Consider the following 18,803-nt stretch of genomic DNA (forward strand, 5'->3'; position numbering starts at 1 on the left):
ACGCCAGTGTGACCCTCGTTGCCGGTATCGATTCGTCTACCCAGTCGTGCAAAGTCATTGTCCGTGATGCGGATTCGGGCGAGCTGGTACGAGAAGGACGGGCGGCCCATCCCGTCGGTACCGAGATAGATCCGGCATGCTGGCTCGAGGCGATGGACAGTGCAATCGCCGCGGCGGGTGGGCTCGGCGACGTCGCAGCCGTATCGGTCGGAGCTCAACAGCACGGAATGGTGTGTCTGGACGACGGCGGCGAGGTGGTCAGGCCGGCGTTGCTGTGGAACGACACTCGTTCGGCGAAGGCCGCGGCCGATCTGGTCGAAGAACTCGGCGGACCCAAGGCGTGGGCCGACGCAGTTGGCGTAGTTCCAGTCGCCGCAGTCACGGCAAGCAAGCTTCGATGGCTGGCAGATCATGAGCCCGGCAACGCTGATCGCACTGCCGCGGTGTGTCTTCCGCACGACTGGCTGTCCTGGAAGCTCAGCGGGTCCGGTTCGATCGAGGAGCTTGCCACCGATGCGGGCGACGCAAGCGGAACCGGCTATTACGCTGCCTCGACGCGCGAATACCGTACCGACCTGCTGGCGTTGGCATTTCGCGGCCGAACCCCGCATGTTCCCCGAGTCGCATCTCCGAACGACAAGATCGGAAGCACACGTTCGGGAGGGATTGTCGGACCTGGCACCGGTGACAATGCCGCAGCCGCACTGGGTTTGGGGGCAGTTCCCGGTGACGTGATCATCTCGATCGGAACATCCGGCGTCGTGTCGGCTGTATCGACCACTCCCACACACGATCCCAGTGGAAACGTGGCGGGATTCGCGGACGCAACCGGACTGCACCTGCCGCTCGTGTGCACTCTCAACGGGGCACGCATCCTTGACGCGACGGCGTCCATTCTCGGCGTCGATCACGCCGAACTGTCCCGGTTGGCGTTGACCGCGCCTCTCGGAAACGACGGACTGGTCATGATTCCGTACTTCGAGGGTGAGCGGACGCCCAACCGCCCCGACGCCACGGGAGCAATGCACGGTTTCCGCTTGCAGAACTCGACGCCGGCGCACTTTGCGCGTGCTGCAGTCGAAGGGCTCCTGTGCGGCTTGGCCGACGGTGTCGACGATCTGATTCGCCAGGGCGTCGAGGTGAAGCGAGTTCTCCTCGTAGGAGGCGGAGCGAAGTCTCGTGCTCTCTGTGAGATCGCGCCGGCAATTCTCGGAGTCCCGGTCGTGATCCCTGCTCCGGGTGAGTACGTCGCAGAAGGGGCATGCAGGCAAGCAGCATGGGTACTGTCCGGGGACACGCAGCCACCGGTGTGGCCGAAACCGGACGAGCGGCGATTCGACGCCGAACCAGCTCCCCATGTGCGTGAGCGCTACGCGTCGCTGCGTGAACTCACCGAAGGCGTGTAACCACAGAGCCTGACACCGTTCGCTCGGTTAGGGTGACTCCGTGGACTTGTTGGTAGGTATAGACATGGGTACGGGTAGCAGCAAAGGGGTTCTGGTGACCCCTGACGGTGTGGTCCTGGCGACCGAGCAGATCGATCACCAGATCTCGATGCCCCGGCCCGGGTGGGCCGAGGTGGACGCCGAGAAGATGTGGTGGTCCGAGGTGTGCGAGATCTCGAAACGTCTTGTGGCACAGGTTCCTACGATTGCCAAGGTGGCCGGCGTATGCGTCAGTGGCGTCGGTCCGGCACTAGTGTTGTGCGACAGTGAACTTCGTCCTGTTCGTCCGGCGATCCTCTACGGAATCGACAGTCGAGCCTCGGCAGAAGTGGCCTCGCTGACCGAATTGTTCAGCGAGGAGGCAATACTCGATTGTGGTGGCAAACTCCTGTCGAGTCAGGCCGTCGGACCGAAGATCGAGTGGGTGCGCATCCATGAACCGGAAACTTTTGCCGCGGCGACTCGGTGGTACGGCTCGAATTCGTACATCGCCGCAAAACTGACCGGCGAGTACGTTCAGGATCATCACACGGCCAGTCAGTGTGATCCGCTCTATTCGGTCCGGGACTTCAGCTGGAAATCCGATTGGCTGGATCGCATTCTGGGGCATCTGGAATCGCCTCGTTTGGTGTGGCCGAGTGATGTTGTCGGACTGGTACACGCCGATGCAGCCGAGCAGACCGGACTACCTGCCGGGACGCCCGTTGTCGCGGGTACTGTCGACGCCTTTTCCGAGGGGTTCAGTGTGGGGGCCCGTCATCCCGGGGATCTCATGCTCATGTACGGGTCGACGATGTTCCTGGTGCAGGTGATCGACAAGTTCCACAGCAATCCGGCATTGTGGACCACCGCAGGGGTTCAGGAGAATACTCTGGCACTTGCGGCCGGCACTTCCACTGCCGGAAGCTTGACCGGATGGCTCCAAAAGCTCACCGGAGACGCACCATTCGAACAGTTGCTCGCCGAGGCCGAGGCCGTGCCGGCCGGCGCCGAAGGGCTGCTGATCCTGCCGTACTTCGCCGGCGAGCGTACACCCGTGTTCGACCCCAAAGCCAGAGGCGTCGTCGCAGGACTGTCGTTGCGCCACGGCCGGGGGCATCTGTTTCGGGCCGCGTATGAGGGTATCGCCTTCGGAATCCGCCAGATACTCGAAATGTTCGGTGACACAGATGAACCTGTTCGCCGCACGATTGCGGTGGGAGGCGGGGTCAAGAGCCGGGTCTGGACACAGGCGATCAGCGACATCACCGGACACACGCAGTTGGTTCCGGCTCAGACCATCGGCGCCAGCTACGGCGACGCGCTGTTGGCTGCGATCGGGACCGGACTTGTTGCCCCGGATACGGATTGGACGACTCTGTCACACGAAGTCGTGCCGAACGCAGCCAACAGCGCGATGTACGAGGATTTGTATCAAACGTGGTTGACGCTGTACCCGTCGACGAAAGAACAGATCCACGCCCTCGCCGAATTCGGCTGAACGGCCTGATGGCTGCGGCCGCTCAGCTTACGAGGTAGCCGCCATCGATGGGAAGGTCGGTTCCGTTCACCATGGCGGCGGCGTCCGACGCCAGCCAGACGACGGCCTCGGACACCTCGTCCGGTATGGCAAAGCGGCCGCTCGGGATACGATTCAACATAGGGGCAGCCTTGTCGTGCTCACCCCATACCGTCTGGCCCATCTCGGTGAGTACTACCGTCGGGCAGACCGAGTTTGCCCTGACTCCGCGGCTACCTAGCTCCAAGGCAAGCACTTTGGTGGCCATCACCAAACCAGCCTTTGCGATGCAGTACGAATAGTGCTCGGGCAGCGCGCGCAAGGCTGCTGCTGAAGCAACCGTCACGATGGATCCACCACCCGCATCGGCCATCGCTGAGCCGATCTTCGCGGCGAGCAAGGCCGGGGCACGGAGGTTGACGTTCAGAACCGCGTCGAAATTGGGTTCGGTTATGTCGGTGACAAATTCGGGATACGAGATTCCAGCATTGTTGACCAGCACATCGAGTCCACCGAATACGGCGAGAGACTCTTGTGCGACCTGGGTCGGTGCGTCGGCGGATGCGAGATCCGCAACGAGAATCTCGGCGCGCACGGCAAAACTGTCGCGGAGTCGGTCGGCCAGTGTTGTCAGTTCGCGGCGGCTACGACCGGAGACGATGACGTCCGCGCCGGCTTGGGCAAAGGCGAGTGCGATGTGCGCTCCGATGCCTTTCGACGCTCCGGTGACCAGAGCGCGTTTTCCGTCGAGCGGGCGAGCTGACGCAGTAGGCATGGCATAGCCTTTCGAAGTTACTCGACCGCAAGTATCTGTTGTGCGGTGGTTGGGTCGGTGACAAGTTGATTGAAGTACCGGCTGCGCGCACCGGCGATGATGGGAGCGACTTTCTCGGCGCCGACGGCCACGGCGATGCCCACCGGAATATCTTGCAGTGCAGACAGTTCGAGCGCAATGAGGCGATCGCTACCGGGGAAGTCGACGGTGTTGCCGTCGCGATCGTAGAACCGAGAGCAGATGTCGCCCACGGCTTCTCGAAGCGACGACGACGTTATAGGAACGAACTGCGGAATGTCGGCGCGCAGTAGAGGTGGAGCGCCGATGCCCATGAGGATAGCCCGAGCCCGTGGCCACAGGCCGAGAACTCGCTGTATGGCCGGATCCTTGGTGAGGGTCGGATACAGATCGGGCCCTGGGAGCGCCGGCGCAAATAGATAATTCGGACGCCCACCGATCTTGTTCGAGATCAAGCGGGCGATCTCGTTGGTCTGGTACCACTCTTCCGGTTGGTCGTTGCCACCAACAGTGGGAGCGACGAGGACTCCTGGAATGGGTGTCAGATCGTATTGCGCGACTTCGTATACCGTCCGCCCGGAGGACACGAGCAGCACGTCACCTGGCACGAGGCCGGCGCCGGCGAGGGCCTCGGCCGTCGCCGGGGCGAGTACCGAACCCATGACGTCGACCGTGCCTTTCTGTTGCGCCGGAGTGGGTAGAGGTCCAGACAGGTACACGCGATGCAGTCCGAGCTTGACGCGCAACCGCTCGGCCAGACTTCCATGTGCTTCTTCCTGGGGCGGCACAACTTGTATGCGGACTATGCCCTGCCGTCGCGCCTCGGAAAGCATGCGACTGACGGTGGCGCGGCTGGTGCCGAGGGCCTTTGCCACTTCGGCCTGAGTGGCGTCTTCGTCGTAGTAGAGCTTGGCCGCGGTGTAAAGCAACGCGCGCGTGAATGTGCTGTTTGTGCTGGTTGATGTCGAACCGGCAGGCGTCGATGCGGGTAGTGGCATCGCGTCTGAGCTGCTGATCGGCATGACAGAAAGGTACCGCATGAACAGATGCTCACGCACCTAGTTCAGGTGAACAATTGTGCTGGACATATGTGAATTGATCCGATACTGTGACCGCCGACACATGAAACTGTGTTCATGTGCGGCTACTGGACCAGCGCATTGCGCCCATCCAGACCTGATCCCAGAGGAGACAAAGATGTCCGAGACGATGAAGGCGGTCATCTGCCACGGTCCGCGCGACTATCGACTCGAAGAAGTGCCGAAGCCAGTACCGGGCCCTGGTGAAGCGCTGGTCCGGGTCGAAGCAGTCGGTATCTGTGCGAGTGACCTGAAGTGCTACCACGGTGCAGCAAAATTCTGGGGCGACGAAAACCGTCCGGCTTGGGCTGAGACAGAGGTCATTCCGGGGCACGAATTTGTCGGCGAGGTTGTCTCGACCGATGCGGAAGGGTCGAAGCGCTGGGGGATCCAGGTGGGCGACCGTGTGGTCTCCGAACAGATCGTTCCGTGCTGGGAATGCCGTTACTGCAAGCGCGGGCAGTATCACATGTGCCAGCCGCACAACCTTTACGGATTCAAGCGAGTCACCCCTGGCGCGATGGCCGAATTCATGGTCTATCCGGTGGAAGCGTTGGTCCACAAGGTATCCAAGGATCTGCCGGCAGCACATGCTGCGTTTGCCGAGCCGCTGTCGTGCTCACTGCATGCCGTGGAACGAGCTGGAATTACCTTTGACGACGTCGTCGTCATTGCGGGCTGCGGGCCGATCGGGCTGGGGATGGTTGCCGGTGCGCGGGCAAAAAGCCCGGCGCACGTGATCGCTCTCGACATGGCACCGGAAAAGCTCGAGCTTGCCAAACTGTGCGGAGCGGACATCGTCATCAACATCGCCGACGACGATGCAGTGCAGATAGTCAAGGATCTTACCGATGGTTACGGAGCCGATGTCTATCTCGAAGGGACGGGCCATCCGTCTGCAGTTCCCCAGGGCCTCAACATCTTGCGCAAGCTCGGCACCTACGTCGAATACGGAGTGTTCAAAGACGACGTCAGCGTCGACTGGAGCATTATCAGCGACGACAAGGAACTTGACGTCCTCGGGGCACACCTGGGCCCCGACTGCTGGCCGGCCGCAATCCGGATGATCGAGTCAGGCCTGCTGCCGATGGACAAGATCTGCACGCATCAGCTTCCGTTGGAAGACTTCCAGAAGGGACTCGATCTGGTGGCCAGTGGCACCGAGTCCGTGAAGGTTTCACTCATTCCCTGACGGTTCACACACCCGACCTGTGCCGCAGGTCGTTCGAGATCCCACTCATCCATTCAGCGGAGAATCAACATGAGTCGTTTCACACCCCGCACCCCATTCAGCGGTGGTCCACAGCTCTCGCGTCGAGAGATGCTGCGGGCGTTCGGTATCGCGGGGATGGCTGCCGCAAGCGTGCCCATACTTTCCGCCTGTGGCGTCGGTGGTGGTGAGAAGCCGACGAACGGAGCGTCGGAGGTGACCGGCGGATTCAATTGGCGGGCGCTCGAAGGTACGAGCATCAACATCCTGCAGACTCCGCACCCGTATCAGCAGGCGTTGCAGCCGCTGCTCGCTGATTTCACCGAATTGACCGGTATTACAGTCAAAGCTGATCTTGTGCCGGAGGCCGACTATTTCACCAAGCTCAACACCGAACTTGCCGGTGGTACCGGCAAGCACGACGTATTCATGCTCGGTGCGTACTTCATTTGGCAGTACGGGCCGCCGGCCTGGCTCGAGGATCTGCAGCCGTGGCTCGAGAACGCATCGGCCACCAGCGACGAGTACGATTTCGAGGACATCTACGAGGGATTGCGGACCTCCACCCGATGGGATTTCGAGTTGGGGTCTCCACTCGGAACCGGTGGGCAATGGGCACTTCCGCTCGGATTCGAGAACAACGTCGTCACATACAACAAGAGGGTCTTCGACGACAAGGGCATCACGCTTCCCGACACATTCGACGGATTGATCCAACTTGCAACGGATCTCACGGATCGAAGTGAGAACGTCTACGGAATCGCCACACGAGGCTCGAAGTCCTGGGCGACGATTCACCCGGGGTTCATGACACAGTTCACCCGAGAGGGTGCGAAGGACTACGAATTTCGGGGTGGCGAGTTGGTGGCGACGATGGATTCGGACAAGGCCGTCGCCTTCACCGAGAAGTGGATAGACATGATGCACGCTGCCGGACCGACCTCATGGACAACGTACGACTATCCGCAGGCAACAGGCGATCTCGGTGACGGTAAGGCAATGATGGTCTACGACGCGGACAGTGCGACGTACCCGAAGAACAAGCCCGGAGCCAGTCGCGAAGCGGGTAACCTCGCTTGGTACCCGGGTCCGGCGGGCCCGGACGGTAGTTACGCGACCAACCTGTGGACTTGGTCATTGGCCATGAATGCGCGTTCCGAGAAGAAGCATGCGGCATGGCTTTTCCTGCAGTGGGCCACCAGCAAGGGAACTCTCAACGACGCGGTCAAATCAGGCATCTTTGCGAACCCCGTGCGCAAGTCCGTGTTCGACGAAACTTTCAAACAGGAAGTCGGCGACGGAATGCCGGGCTATCTCGAAACATTCGAGACGGTGATCGGCAGTTCCAAGATCCAGTTCACGCCTCAGAAGAAGTTCTTCGACACCACCGAGGACTGGGCTGTCGCGCTGCAGGACATCTACGGAGGCAAGGACGCGAAATCGGCGCTGTCCTCGCTCGCCAAGACCAACACATCCAAGGTAAACCTCTGATCCGCGGCGGATCACCGGAGCAAGGGAGTAAGGAAAAGTGACTACCCAATCCACCCGTCCGCCGTCGGAGGCTCACTCCGCGAAACCGGCCGGCGCACCGCCCCGCAACGTCGAACCTCCCGAAGTGCCGATGTGGCGACGCAAGTTGCGCCCCTACATCCTCTCGATTCCGGCTGTGGTGATCGTCGTCGGAATTCTCTATCCGTTTGTGATCGGCGCGTACTACTCGTTCTTGAATTACGCAGCAGTGAACCCGGATCCGCAGTTCGTGTGGTTCAAGAACTTCGCGAGTGTCCTGGGCGACTCGAGCTTCTGGACCAGCGTGCGTGTGACCGGAGTCTTCGCGATTGTCGCCACGGCGGTCGAGACGGTGATCGGTGTCGGCATCGCACTACTGCTCAACCGTTCGAGCTTGATCGGGAAGATCTTCGAGAAGGTTCTGATTCTTCCGTTGATGATCGCACCGGTCATCGCCGGTGTGATCTGGAAGCTGATGTTCAACCCACAGTTCGGAATTCTGAATCACGTTCTGGGGCTCGGTAACACATTCGACTGGTTGAGCAGCCAGAACGCCCTGTGGTCCGTCATTCTGGTGGACCTGTGGATCTTCACTCCCTTCGTGGCGATTCTTGTTCTCGCCGGCATGCGTTCGTTACCGAAGGAACCGTTCGAAGCGTCCGAGGTGGACGGTGCCAGTTGGTTCTACATGTTCCGCAGGCTCATGTTGCCAATGTTGTGGCCCTACATTCTGGTTGCCGTGATCTTCCGATTCATGGACAACCTGAAAGTGTTCGACGCGGTGTACGTCCTGACTGCGGGTGGACCAGGACTGTCCACCCGAACGCTCCAGATCGGTGCATTCGAGGATTCGATCATCAATCTCGACTATTCCCGCGGCAGCACCTACATGTTCTTGCTGTGGATCATCGTGTTCGTCACCGCGCGCTATCTGGTGAGCGTGTTGGGCAAGGCGCAGCGTCGTGCTGCCGGAGCGGAGTCGTAAAGTCATGGCCAGTGAATTGATGCCAGGCCAGAAGAGGTTCACGGTGGGTGCCGTAGCTGCGGACATCGTGTTGGTCGTGTGGTTCGTCTTCTCGCTTTTTCCCATCCTGTGGATGTTTCTGCTGGCGCTGAAGACTCCGGCCGAGCAGACCACCACATACTTCAAGTTCAGTCCCACGTTCGAGAACTTCGGAACCGTGCTGAGTCAGAAGGGCACGGACCTGACGAGTGTCGACTTCAAGTCGGCTCTGCTGACCAGCTTGATCAATTGTGGTGGTGCTGTTCTGGTTTCGTTGGCCATCGGCATTCCGGCTGCATATGCTGCGGGACGTTGGAAGTACAAGGGATCCAACGATTTGATGTTCAACATGCTGTCCTTCCGCTTTGCGCCGGAGCTGATGGTGATCGTCCCGCTGTTCGTCATCTACAACCAGATCGGGTTGTTCGACACCAAACTCGGGATGGTGTGGGTTCTTCAACTGGTGACGATGCCTCTAGTGGTCTGGATCTTGCGCTCGTATTTCGAAGATCTGCCTGAAGACCTCGAACAGGCGGCCCTCCTGGACGGGTACACGCGCAAGCGCGCCTTCGTCATGGTTGCGCTTCCACTTGTTCGTCCGGGAATTGCCGCAGCAGCGCTACTTTCGTTCATCTTCGCGTGGAACAACTACGTTTTCCCTCTCATCCTCGCCGACAGCAACGCCGGAACAGTCACTGTCGCAGTGACCAAGTTCCTCGGTGGTGGCGGACAGGCCTACTACAACCTGACAGCTGCGGCTGCGGTGATCGCTGCTCTACCACCGCTGATTCTGGCGTTGACGATCCAGCGATACCTTGTCCGCGGACTGTCGTTCGGGGCGGTGAAATCCTGATGGTCGCACTTACTGTCAAAGCATTGACCAAACACTACGGAAAGACCGTTGGTATCGACGGCATCGACCTCGACGTGGCAGACGGTGAATTCCTCGTCATTCTGGGACCTTCGGGCGCAGGCAAGACCACGACGCTCAAGTCGATAGCCGGACTCGTCGAAGTCGACGATGGCACGGTCGACATCGGGGGAGTGGACATGACGCTCGTCGAGCCATACCACCGCAACGTCGCCATGGCCTTCGAGAGTTACGCACTGTACCCGCAAAAAACAGTGTCCGAGAATCTGGCGTCACCACTCAAGTCCGGTCGAACCGGAAAATACTCGGAAGACGAGCAGAAGCGCCGTATCGACACCGTCACCAAGACCTTGGGAATCAACCACCTTCTCGAGCGCTTCCCCCGGGAACTCTCGAACGGGCAGCGGCAGCGAGTTGCTCTCGGGCGGGTGTTGGTACGGCCGGCCGACGTGTACCTTCTCGACGAACCGCTCTCGCATCTCGATGCCAAACTACGGGCGGCGATGCGTGCCGAATTGCGCCAACTCGGTCAGATGTCCAACACCACAACGGTATACGTGACACACGACTATCAAGAAGCGCTCGCGTTGGGTGATCGTATCGCGATCCTGCAGGAGGGGCGGCTGGTCCAGATCGACACACCGGCGAAGATCTGGCATGCGCCCGCCAACACCTTCGTGGCGCGCTCGCTCGGCCAACCGGAGATCAACGTGTTCGATGCAGCAGTCGACGGCGCAGCGCTCCGGGTGCTCGGAACCGATCTGGAGATCGGGATACCATCGGACATCACGATATCTACGTCGGCTGGCGCTCGAATCGGTATCCGACCGTGTGACATCGAGATTCGGGCAGATTTCTCGCGGAACCCCGGTTCTGTGGCCGTACGCGGCCGAATCCAACTGGTGGAGCGGCTCGGCCGCAATGTCGAACTCTCGATAGATCTTGGCGGTGGCGTCACGATGATCGGTCTGTCGTCGGGTGGTCCGCTCGCGGTCGAAGGTGCCGAGATCGTCGTGGAAGTGGCTCGCCAGAACATTCACCTGTTCGAGGGAGCCCCCGAGGGAACAGACAGTCGACGACTCGGCAGCGCGATCGCCGGCGCCGGTAGGAACGGCGACGGTGCAACGACCCACGCAGCACAGGAGGACAGGCGATGACCACTACCGCTGATAGCCGTCGCGCCACGAAGGTCGCGCAATCACTCACCCTGGACAACCTGGAGAAGACCTACTCTTCACGCGGGCGGGCAACATTCCATGCGGTCAAGGGAATAGACCTGCACATCGAACCCGGTGAATTGGTTGCACTGCTGGGTCCTTCGGGATGCGGCAAGACGACAACCCTTCGGATGATCGCGGGACTGGAGACGGTCTCGAGTGGGGAGATCTTGATCGGTGATCGGAAGATCAGTCAGTTGGCACCCGGAAAACGAGGCGTCGGTGTTGGATTCGAGAGCTATGCTTTCTATCCGCCGCTCTCGGTGCGAGACAACCTTTCGTATGGCTTGAAAGCCCGAAAAGTAGCGGGCGCAGACGAACTGGTGGCCACCATTGGCCGTCGTCTCGAGATGGAAGATCTACTCGACTTGCGTCCGGCAGGATTGTCGAGCGGACAAAAGCAACGGGTTGCACTCGCCCGGGCGCTCGTACGCAACCCGCCGGTGCTGCTCCTCGACGAACCGCTCTCGCATCTCGACGCATCGGCGCGGCAACGGGTTCGGCGTGAATTGAAGATGCTGCAACGCGAATTCGGCTACACCACAATCGTGGTCACACACGATCAGGTCGAAGCGCTGAGCTTGGCCGATCGGCTTGCGGTGATGGACGGTGGAATCATCCAGCAGTACGGCACTCCTGACGAGGTGTTCGACGATCCGGCCAACATCTTCGTGGCGGAGTTCGTGGGCGAACCGCAGATCAACATGTTCGACGGAATTGTGCGCCTCGAGAACGGATCTGCTGTTGTTTCCGTAGGCTCGGCCGGCAACTTGCCGGTCTCGACACGCAATGTCGTCGAGGGGCAGTCGGTTCGGGTCGGAGTTCGCCCCCAAGACATGACCATGGTGCCGGGGCCTGCCGGGCATCGGCAGATCGCGGTACACGTGAAGCATTTCGAGCACCTGATGGAGTTCGGTTTGGTGCAGGTGAACACAGCGGAAGCCGAGTCGACTGGCTCGGAATCAAAGCTGATGGTTCAGACGCCGGCTCACGAGAGGTTTGCGGCCGGCGACGAGTGCGCTGCGACTGCTCCTCCTGAACGTGTCTACCTATTCGACCCCGAAACCGGAAATCGACTGCGTTAGAGGTATTTGTCATGACTCGGCTATTCAATGATCCTGCGACATTTACGGAAGACATGCTCGAGGGTTTCCTCGACGCCAACGCCGACTATGTTGTCGGCGTGCCAGGCGGTGTGGTACGGGCCCAGGAGACACGACCGGGAAAGGTTGCGGTCGTCGTAGGTGGCGGTTCCGGTCACTATCCCGCGTTCTGCGGTGTTGTCGGGCCGGGGTTCGCCGACGGTGCTGTGGTGGGCAATATCTTCACGTCCCCATCCGCCGTGGAGGCGACCTCAGTAGCTCGCGCTGTCGACAGCGGTGCTGGGGTGCTTCTGACCACCGGAAATTACGCGGGTGACGTGATGAATTTCTCGCTCGCAGTGAAAGCTCTGGCGCACGAGGGAATTGATGCTCGATACCTGCCGGTCACCGACGATATTGCGAGTGCATCGGCGGAGGACGTCACGAAGCGGCGGGGAATCGCCGGTGATTTCACGGTGTTCAAGATCGCGTCGGCTGCTGCTGAAGCGGGATACGTCCTCGACGAGGTGCAGCGAGTAGGTCGCGCGGCGAACGACAACACTCGAACACTCGGTGTTGCTTTCGACGGATGCACCCTGCCGGGCGCGGATCACCCACTGTTCACGGTGGAAACCGGAATGATGGATCTGGGGCTGGGTATTCACGGAGAACCGGGTGTATCCACGCACGAGATGCCAAGTGCCGCAGAACTGGCGCGACTATTGGTTGACGGTGTGCTTGCCGAACGCCCGGACGGCACCGGGACACGCGTCGGTGCGATCCTCAACGGACTCGGGCGTACAAAGTACGAGGAGTTGTTCGTGGTCTGGGGGACGGCGTCGAAGCTGTTGCGGGAGGCTGGATACACGATCGTCTCGCCGGAGGTCGGAGAGTTGGTGACCAGTCTGGACATGGCCGGTTGTTCGCTGACGCTTATGTGGCTGGACGAGGAACTCGAATCGTTCTGGACCGCAGCCGCGGACACTCCGGCATTTCGGCGCGGAACATTCGGTGTGGCAACACGATCGGGGGAGCGTCGTACGGCCGCTCTCGCACACGAGACGTCCGGTGTGAGCGCTGCGGGCGACGACCAGGGACGGTTGTGCGGAGCAACTGTGGCTACGGTGATCGAGGCTATCGCTCGGGTGATGGCGGTCAACGAAGAAGAACTGGGCCGCATCGATGCGGTTGCGGGCGATGGAGACCACGGGCGAGGGATGGTCAGGGGAACCGAATACGCGACGCTGGCAGCGCGGGCCGCAGTTGCACAGGGTGCCGGTCCACAAGGAGTTCTGACTGCAGCGGGTGAAGCCTGGGCAGCAAAGGCAGGCGGGACATCCGGAGTGTTGTGGGGTGCCGCGCTTACAGCAATGGGAACTCGGCTGGGTGACACGGGACAACCAGACGCCCATGACCTGGCTGACGGCGTACGGGCGGGTTATGACGCGATAGTAGCGCTCGGTGGAGCGAAGCTCGGTGACAAGACGATGCTCGACGCTTTATGGCCGTTCGTGGAAACTCTAAGTGCCGCAGTCGGAGCCGGGGTCCTCACGGCGCAGGCGTGGGACGAAGCCGCCGTCGTTGCCCAGACCGCAGCCGGTGCTACGGCGCAATTGCGCCCGCTGGTGGGTCGGGCACGACCGCTGGCAGAACGGAGCGTCGGGACCCCGGATGCCGGCGCTGTATCGATGGCGATGTGTGTCCGTACCGTCGCCGATTTCTTGAACACGAACTCTGAATGCAAGGAGCACGATCATGGCTGAGCGACTTCGTATCGTCGTCGGTTGCGACGACGCCGGCTTGGAGTACAAGCGGGCACTCAAGGCCGACCTCGAAGTCGACGACCGAGTGGAGGTGGTGACCGATGTCGGCGTCGGGAACGACGAACACACTGCGTATCCGCACGTTGCTGTCACCGCCGCGAGGTTGGTGGCCGACGGCAAAGCCGACCGGGCCCTCCTCGTGTGCGGAACAGGATTGGGCGTCGCTATCAGTGCCAACAAGGTGCCGGGGATCCGGGCGGTGACTGCCCACGACAGTTTCTCTGTTGAGAGATCGGTTCTCAGCAACGACGCACAAGTTTTGTGCTTCGGGCAGCGAGTGGTCGGGCTCGAACTCGCCAGACGACTGGCGAAGGAGTGGTTGGGCTACCACTTCGACACTCGGAGCGCCTCTGCCGAGAAGGTCGCTGCGATCGGCGAATACGAGACTGCCGGTAAGCCCCGGGACTGCTGATCGCTAGAGCAGGCCGAACTTTCGAACTGCGTCGAGTAGCGCGTGCGGGCGTTCGGTCGTCGGCAGGGGATCGACGAGGGCGAACTGGCAACCGACGTCTCGGGCAGCGCCGTCGGCGACGTCGCTGTCGCCGATCATCAGGGTCTGTGCTGCATCCACATCCAGCTGCGCCAGGGCGTATTCGAAGATCGCGGGTTCCGGTTTGACTGCACCCACCTCGAATGACAGTACGAACTCGTCGACCCAGACGTCCCAGCCTCGGTCGACGAACGCCGGACGGATGTCGAAGGCGATGTTGCTCAGGACTGCGGTGCGTATGCCCTTCTCCGACAACGACTTCAGGACCTCTCCGGTGTCCGGGTACGGCGACCACTGGTCCGGATCGACCAGAAGCGCGTAGAAAGCCTCGGCGCGAACCGGATCGGGCACTCCGGACTTGCTCAACACGTCGAGGTAAGCCTGACGATGCAACTTCGGATCCCGGTCGCGGTTCTCCCACGCGTAGATCCCGGCTTCGTCCATTTCGACGGTTCGGCCCACCGGCGCGGTCATCCGACGCATGAGCTCGGCTTGAGCGTGCACGTCGAGGGGATCGCCCTGGTGATCGACGAGGTGCTCGGTCCAATCGTCGCTCTCCTCCAGACGGAAGAGGGTTCCGGAGAAATCGAACAGCGTCGCGGCGATATGTCCGTCTTGATGGGCCGTGCTGTCAGTGTTCACCTCGACAGGTTATCGGCGTCGGCTTTCCGATGCTTGATGTGAGCCAGTGCACGCGTACTTTGAGAGGGCACATTTTCCGAGGTTCCCCCGATGGGCACGATTTCGATGCTCCGGATGAACCGAACGACGAGGGGGATCCTCCGTGTCCGACCACGCGAATACACCAGACCTGACGAAGCCGTCCGGCGAAGACCCCCACCTCTCACGTCAGCTGTCCAACCGACATATCCAGCTGATTGCCATCGGTGGGGCCATCGGCACCGGACTGTTCATGGGATCGGGTAAGACGATCTCGCTCGCCGGGCCTTCCGTGATCTTCGTGTACATGATCATCGGCTTCATGCTCTTCTTCGTCATGCGGGCGATGGGGGAGTTGCTGCTCTCGAACATGGCATATAAGTCGTTCTCCGACTTCGCCGCGGATCTGCTGGGCCCCTGGGCAGGGTTCTTCACCGGATGGACCTACTGGTTCTGCTGGATCGTCACCGGCATCGCGGACGTCATCGCGATTTCCGGGTACTTCAAATACTGGTGGCCAGGTCTGGCAGCGTGGATTCCCGCATTGTTGACGATCGCGGCGCTGTTGCTGCTCAACCTCCCGACCGTTCGCGCCTTCGGTGAAACCGAATTCTGGTTCGCGCTGATCAAGATCATCGCCATCGTCAGCTTGATCATCGTCGGCATCGTCATGGTCGTCTCCGGGTTCACGGCGCCGAACGGTGCCACCTCGGGTATCGACAACCTCTGGAACGACGGCGGCATGTTCCCGACCGGATTCATGGGCTTCGTGGCCGGCTTCCAGATCGCCGTGTTCGCCTTCGTGGGAATCGAGCTCGTCGGCACCACCGCGGCCGAGGCGAAGGACCCGGAGAAGAACCTGCCGAAGGCCATCAACTCCATCCCCATTCGCGTGCTGCTGTTCTACGTCGTTGCACTGACCGTGATCATTGCGGTGACTCCGTGGCGCGAAATCAGCGCAGACAAGAGCCCGTTCGTCGCCATGTTCACCCTGGCCGGTCTCGGCATTGCTGCTTCGGTCATCAACTTCGTCGTGCTGACCTCCGCCGCATCTTCCGCCAACTCGGGCATCTACTCCACCTCGCGCATGGTGTTCGGCCTTGCGCAGGAGGGCGACGCACCGAGGGCGCTCGGCAAGCTGAACTCACGCAAGGTCCCCGCGAACGCCCTGATGTTCTCGTGCATCTTCCTGCTGGCGTCGTTGATCCTGCTGTTCTCGGGTGATTCCGTGATCGAGGCTTTCACCGTCGTCACGACCATCTCGGCGCTGCTCTTCATGTTCGTGTGGACGATCATCCTGGCGAGCTACATGGTGTACCGGAAGCGTCGCCCGCACCTGCACGAGGCGTCGAAGTTCAAGATGCCCGGCGGCATCGTGATGTGCTGGGTCGTGCTCGCGTTCTTCGTCTTCATTCTCTGGGCGCTGACAACCAAGGACGACACCTTGCAGGCACTTGTCGTCACACCGATCTGGTTCGTGGTTCTGGGTATCGCCTGGGCGATCATTCGGCGCCGCCCCGCTCACCGGGCACGATACGACGCATTCAAGTCAGAACTGGACGCCAGCCGACAGAACGGCGACAAATAGTTTTGGTCAAGATCGGGTAACGGTGGCGGCCGCCTTGATCAAACTGTTACATTCTTCGGCAGACAGAGGAGCGGGCTTCATCAGAAGGACGCTGCACGCCGACGACTGACGGAGTACACACTGTGGGAAACCACCACCGCACGGGCAATGACGATGTTGTCTTCGAGATCGATCCCGAGGCAGCAAGCGGCCGCCACCGCACCCCGTCGGCTGGCCCTGGTGCCGGTGTCAAGGCTGGTGTCGTAGCTGCGGCTACGGGTGCGCTTCTCGTCGGTGCAGGCCAGATGGGTGCAGGAACCGCTGCTGCAGCGCCGGCAACGCAGACCATCGCCGGCTTCGAGATCCCGCAGGGCCTGCTTCCCGAGGGCGTTGTCGTTCCGGCTGAGCTGGCGGCGCTTCCCGCTCTCGACATTCCCGAGCTTCCCGATTTTGCTGCCGACCTCAACACGCAGGCACAGCAGTTCCTCGCGGGGATCAACCCCGGCACGACCGCTCGCACCGTGCAGCCGGTGTCCGGAACGCTGACCTCCACGTTCGGGTCTCGTTGGGGAGCACACCACGGCGGTCTCGACATCGCAGCCCCGATCGGCACCCCGATCCTCGCTGCAGCCGACGGCCAGGTCATCGACGCCGGCCCGGCGTCAGGTTTCGGCCTCTGGGTTCGCGTCCAGCACGACGACGGCACGGTCACCACGTACGGCCACGTCAACGACTACCAGGTCAACGTCGGCCAGCGCGTCAACGCCGGCCAGCAGATCGCCACCGTCGGTAACCGTGGCCAGTCCACCGGCCCGCACCTGCACTTCGAGGTCGCCGAGAACGGCGCAAAGGTCGATCCGGCAGCATGGCTGCAGGCTCGTGGCGTCGCTGTCACCTGGGTGGACAACTCTTAAGAAAACGTCTTGTAGAACTGCGGTGGCGCCGGGAAATTCTTCCTGGAGCCACCGCAGTTCTCGTTTGTCGGTGACACCGGCCGGATAGCCTTCAGTGACGTTGATCGTCGAAGGGGGAACGTGCGATGGGTGCAGAGGTCACGGCGAGAGAATTCACCAGAGCAGACCGCAGGCTCTTTCGTCAGAAGGTGCGTGCGTGCGTCGACGCCATGAAGCAGATGCTCGACGGTGGCGACTTCCGGGACGCCGTCGACAAGCCTGCTCCACTGCTGGGCATGGAGATCGAGTTCAACCTGGTGAACGGGGACATGGCTCCGGCGATGTCGAATCGTGAAGTACTCGAATCCATTGACGACGCTGCGGTTTTCCAAACCGAGCTCGGACAGTTCAACGTCGAGATGAACGTCGAGCCCGGTCCACTCACCGGCGACGCGACTTTCGAATTGGAGAAGAAACTGCGGGCGTCCCTCGATGTCGCAGACGCGCGAATCCACGCTCACGACGCCGAGATGGTGATGATCGGGATGTTGCCGACACTGCAGCTCGAGCATCTCGATCGAGAGTGGATCACCGCCAACCCGCGCTACGAATTGCTCAACGAGCAGATCTTTGCCGCGCGAGGAGAAGACATCGAACTCGACGTCGAAGGCGTCGCGCTGCCTGGTGGCGACGTGGAAATTCTTCGGGCCGACACCAATTCGGTGGTGCCGGAGGCGGCATGTACGTCCATGCAGTTGCACCTGCGAGTCGCGCCGGAAGAGTTTGCCGCGCACTGGAACGCCGCGCAGTGTCTGGCCGGCGTGCAGGTGGCGTTGGCGGCCAATTCTCCTTTCCTGGCAGGTAAGGCACTCTGGCACGAATCGCGCATCCCGATCTTCGAACAGGCCACGGACACCAGAACTTTCGAGCTCAAGAACCAAGGTGTGCGCCCGCGAGTGTGGTTCGGTGAGCGATGGATCCACTCGGTACTCGACTTGTTCGAAGAGAACTCACGGTACTTTCCAGCCCTGCTCCCCGATGTGTCGGACACCGATCCGCTGGAGGTGCTCGCTGCGGGTGGGGTTCCGGAGTTGAGCGAGCTCCAGATGCACAACGGTACGGTCTATCGCTGGAATCGGCCGGTGTACGACTGCTCGGATGGCAAGCCGCACTTGCGTATCGAGAATCGGGTGCTGCCGGCGGGGCCGACCGTCGTCGACATCATGGCAAATGCGGCCTTCTACTACGGAACCGTTCGCGCACTGGTGAACGCGGATCGGCCGCTGTGGTCTCACATGTCTTTCCACGCGGCGGAAGAGAACCTGCACATCGGTGCCAAGTACGGACTCGACGCCACCCTGTACTGGCCGGAGATCGGGTGGGTCGGCGCCGACGAGTTGGTCCTGCGAAGGCTGTTGCCGTTGGCGGACGAGGGTTTGGCGGACTTCGGATTGTCCGCCGCTGCCCGCGATCGCTACCTCGGTGTCATCGAGGGGCGGTGCATGAATCGGCAGACGGGTGCCGCCTGGCAACGAGAGCACGTGGCGCGGGAGGAGGCCTCGGGCGCGGACCGCTCGACGGCGCTCACCGGAATGCTCCGGGGTTACGTGGAGAACATGCGCACGGGAGATCCTGTTCACACCTGGTCCTGAGTGCTCTGCTA

16 protein-coding genes are annotated in these 18,803 nt (G+C 61.3%); 13 read left to right on the forward strand and 3 right to left on the reverse strand.

Annotated features, from left to right (window positions below; translation table 11 throughout):
* The first annotated feature begins 8 nt into the window (after window positions 1–8).
* Together xylB and G8767_RS04275 are read left to right on the forward strand one after the other, a co-directional pair.
* Window positions 9–1,406, forward strand: a complete 1,398-nt coding sequence (xylB, locus tag G8767_RS04270) for a xylulokinase (protein WP_166809420.1) — start codon at window positions 9–11, stop codon at window positions 1,404–1,406.
* Window positions 1,407–1,446: 40 nt separating this feature from the next.
* On the forward strand, window positions 1,447–2,925 hold the full coding sequence (locus G8767_RS04275) for an FGGY-family carbohydrate kinase (RefSeq protein ID WP_166809421.1): 1,479 nt from the start codon (window positions 1,447–1,449) through the stop codon (window positions 2,923–2,925).
* A gap of 22 nt (window positions 2,926–2,947) precedes the next feature.
* Here the strand turns inward: G8767_RS04275 and G8767_RS04280 are convergent, their stop codons facing one another.
* Together G8767_RS04280 and G8767_RS04285 are read right to left on the reverse strand one after the other, a co-directional pair.
* Window positions 2,948–3,718 carry a glucose 1-dehydrogenase gene (locus G8767_RS04280; protein WP_166809422.1) on the reverse strand — a complete coding sequence of 257 codons (771 nt, stop codon included), beginning with the start codon at window positions 3,716–3,718 and terminating at the stop codon, window positions 2,948–2,950.
* Between the two features lie 17 nt (window positions 3,719–3,735).
* A complete protein-coding gene (locus G8767_RS04285; RefSeq protein ID WP_166809496.1) occupies window positions 3,736–4,734 on the reverse strand; it encodes a sugar-binding domain-containing protein in 999 nt (332 codons plus the stop codon).
* A gap of 199 nt (window positions 4,735–4,933) precedes the next feature.
* Here G8767_RS04285 and eltD point away from each other — a divergent pair, with 199 nt between their 5' ends.
* From eltD to G8767_RS04325, 8 genes are all read left to right on the forward strand, one after another.
* Window positions 4,934–6,007 (forward strand): erythritol/L-threitol dehyrogenase, encoded by a 1,074-nt coding sequence (gene eltD / locus G8767_RS04290; RefSeq protein WP_206028824.1) that lies wholly within the window; start codon window positions 4,934–4,936, stop codon window positions 6,005–6,007.
* A 129-nt stretch (window positions 6,008–6,136) separates the two neighbouring features.
* Complete coding sequence (locus G8767_RS04295) at window positions 6,137–7,516, forward strand: extracellular solute-binding protein (protein WP_166809497.1); 1,380 nt, start codon at window positions 6,137–6,139, stop codon at window positions 7,514–7,516.
* Window positions 7,517–7,553: 37 nt separating this feature from the next.
* On the forward strand, window positions 7,554–8,519 hold the full coding sequence (locus tag G8767_RS04300) for a sugar ABC transporter permease (protein ID WP_166809424.1): 966 nt from the start codon (window positions 7,554–7,556) through the stop codon (window positions 8,517–8,519).
* 4 nt (window positions 8,520–8,523) lie between these two features.
* On the forward strand, window positions 8,524–9,390 hold the full coding sequence (locus G8767_RS04305; protein WP_021345201.1) for a carbohydrate ABC transporter permease: 867 nt from the start codon (window positions 8,524–8,526) through the stop codon (window positions 9,388–9,390).
* Window positions 9,390–10,565: an ABC transporter ATP-binding protein gene (locus G8767_RS04310; protein ID WP_166809425.1), complete on the forward strand. Its 1,176-nt coding sequence runs from the start codon at window positions 9,390–9,392 to the stop codon at window positions 10,563–10,565. The genes G8767_RS04305 and G8767_RS04310 overlap by 1 nt, the downstream gene beginning before the upstream one ends.
* A complete protein-coding gene (locus G8767_RS04315) occupies window positions 10,562–11,710 on the forward strand; it encodes an ABC transporter ATP-binding protein (RefSeq protein WP_166809426.1) in 1,149 nt (382 codons plus the stop codon). Before G8767_RS04310 ends, G8767_RS04315 begins: the two co-directional genes overlap by 4 nt.
* An 11-nt stretch (window positions 11,711–11,721) precedes the next feature.
* On the forward strand, window positions 11,722–13,470 hold the full coding sequence (locus G8767_RS04320; RefSeq protein WP_166809427.1) for a dihydroxyacetone kinase family protein: 1,749 nt from the start codon (window positions 11,722–11,724) through the stop codon (window positions 13,468–13,470).
* Complete coding sequence (locus tag G8767_RS04325; protein ID WP_166809428.1) at window positions 13,463–13,942, forward strand: ribose-5-phosphate isomerase; 480 nt, start codon at window positions 13,463–13,465, stop codon at window positions 13,940–13,942. The genes G8767_RS04320 and G8767_RS04325 overlap by 8 nt, the downstream gene beginning before the upstream one ends.
* A 3-nt stretch (window positions 13,943–13,945) precedes the next feature.
* Here the strand turns inward: G8767_RS04325 and G8767_RS04330 are convergent, their stop codons facing one another.
* A complete protein-coding gene (locus G8767_RS04330; protein WP_166809429.1) occupies window positions 13,946–14,662 on the reverse strand; it encodes an HAD-IA family hydrolase in 717 nt (238 codons plus the stop codon).
* Window positions 14,663–14,804: 142 nt separating this feature from the next.
* Between G8767_RS04330 and cycA the strand changes: the two genes are divergently transcribed.
* The 3 genes from cycA to G8767_RS04345 all read left to right on the forward strand — a co-directional run bounded on the left by cycA (window position 14,805) and on the right by G8767_RS04345 (window position 18,792).
* A complete protein-coding gene (cycA, locus tag G8767_RS04335) occupies window positions 14,805–16,268 on the forward strand; it encodes a D-serine/D-alanine/glycine transporter (protein WP_095971117.1) in 1,464 nt (487 codons plus the stop codon).
* Window positions 16,269–16,390: 122 nt separating this feature from the next.
* Entirely contained in the window at window positions 16,391–17,161 is a 771-nt protein-coding gene (locus G8767_RS04340) for a M23 family metallopeptidase (RefSeq protein ID WP_095971116.1), read from the forward strand.
* 125 nt (window positions 17,162–17,286) lie between these two features.
* On the forward strand, window positions 17,287–18,792 hold the full coding sequence (locus G8767_RS04345) for a glutamate-cysteine ligase family protein (RefSeq protein WP_166809430.1): 1,506 nt from the start codon (window positions 17,287–17,289) through the stop codon (window positions 18,790–18,792).
* Window positions 18,793–18,803: the final 11 nt, after the last annotated feature.

It is taken from the genome of Rhodococcus sp. IC4_135, assembly GCF_011602025.1.
Lineage (GTDB): Bacteria > Actinomycetota > Actinomycetes > Mycobacteriales > Mycobacteriaceae > Rhodococcus_F > Rhodococcus_F baikonurensis.

Coding starts and splice junctions, on each gene's coding strand:
- G8767_RS04280 (WP_166809422.1), bottom strand. CDS start 3,718: ATGCCTACTGCGTCAGCTCGCCCGCTCGACGGAAAACGCGCTCTGGTC.
- G8767_RS04285 (WP_166809496.1), bottom strand. CDS start 4,734: ATGCCACTACCCGCATCGACGCCTGCCGGTTCGACATCAACCAGCACA.
- eltD (WP_206028824.1), top strand. CDS start 4,934: ATGTCCGAGACGATGAAGGCGGTCATCTGCCACGGTCCGCGCGACTAT.
- G8767_RS04295 (WP_166809497.1), top strand. CDS start 6,137: ATGCTGCGGGCGTTCGGTATCGCGGGGATGGCTGCCGCAAGCGTGCCC.
- G8767_RS04305 (WP_021345201.1), top strand. CDS start 8,524: ATGGCCAGTGAATTGATGCCAGGCCAGAAGAGGTTCACGGTGGGTGCC.
- G8767_RS04310 (WP_166809425.1), top strand. CDS start 9,390: ATGGTCGCACTTACTGTCAAAGCATTGACCAAACACTACGGAAAGACC.
- G8767_RS04315 (WP_166809426.1), top strand. CDS start 10,562: ATGACCACTACCGCTGATAGCCGTCGCGCCACGAAGGTCGCGCAATCA.
- G8767_RS04320 (WP_166809427.1), top strand. CDS start 11,722: ATGACTCGGCTATTCAATGATCCTGCGACATTTACGGAAGACATGCTC.
- G8767_RS04325 (WP_166809428.1), top strand. CDS start 13,463: ATGGCTGAGCGACTTCGTATCGTCGTCGGTTGCGACGACGCCGGCTTG.
- G8767_RS04345 (WP_166809430.1), top strand. CDS start 17,287: ATGGGTGCAGAGGTCACGGCGAGAGAATTCACCAGAGCAGACCGCAGG.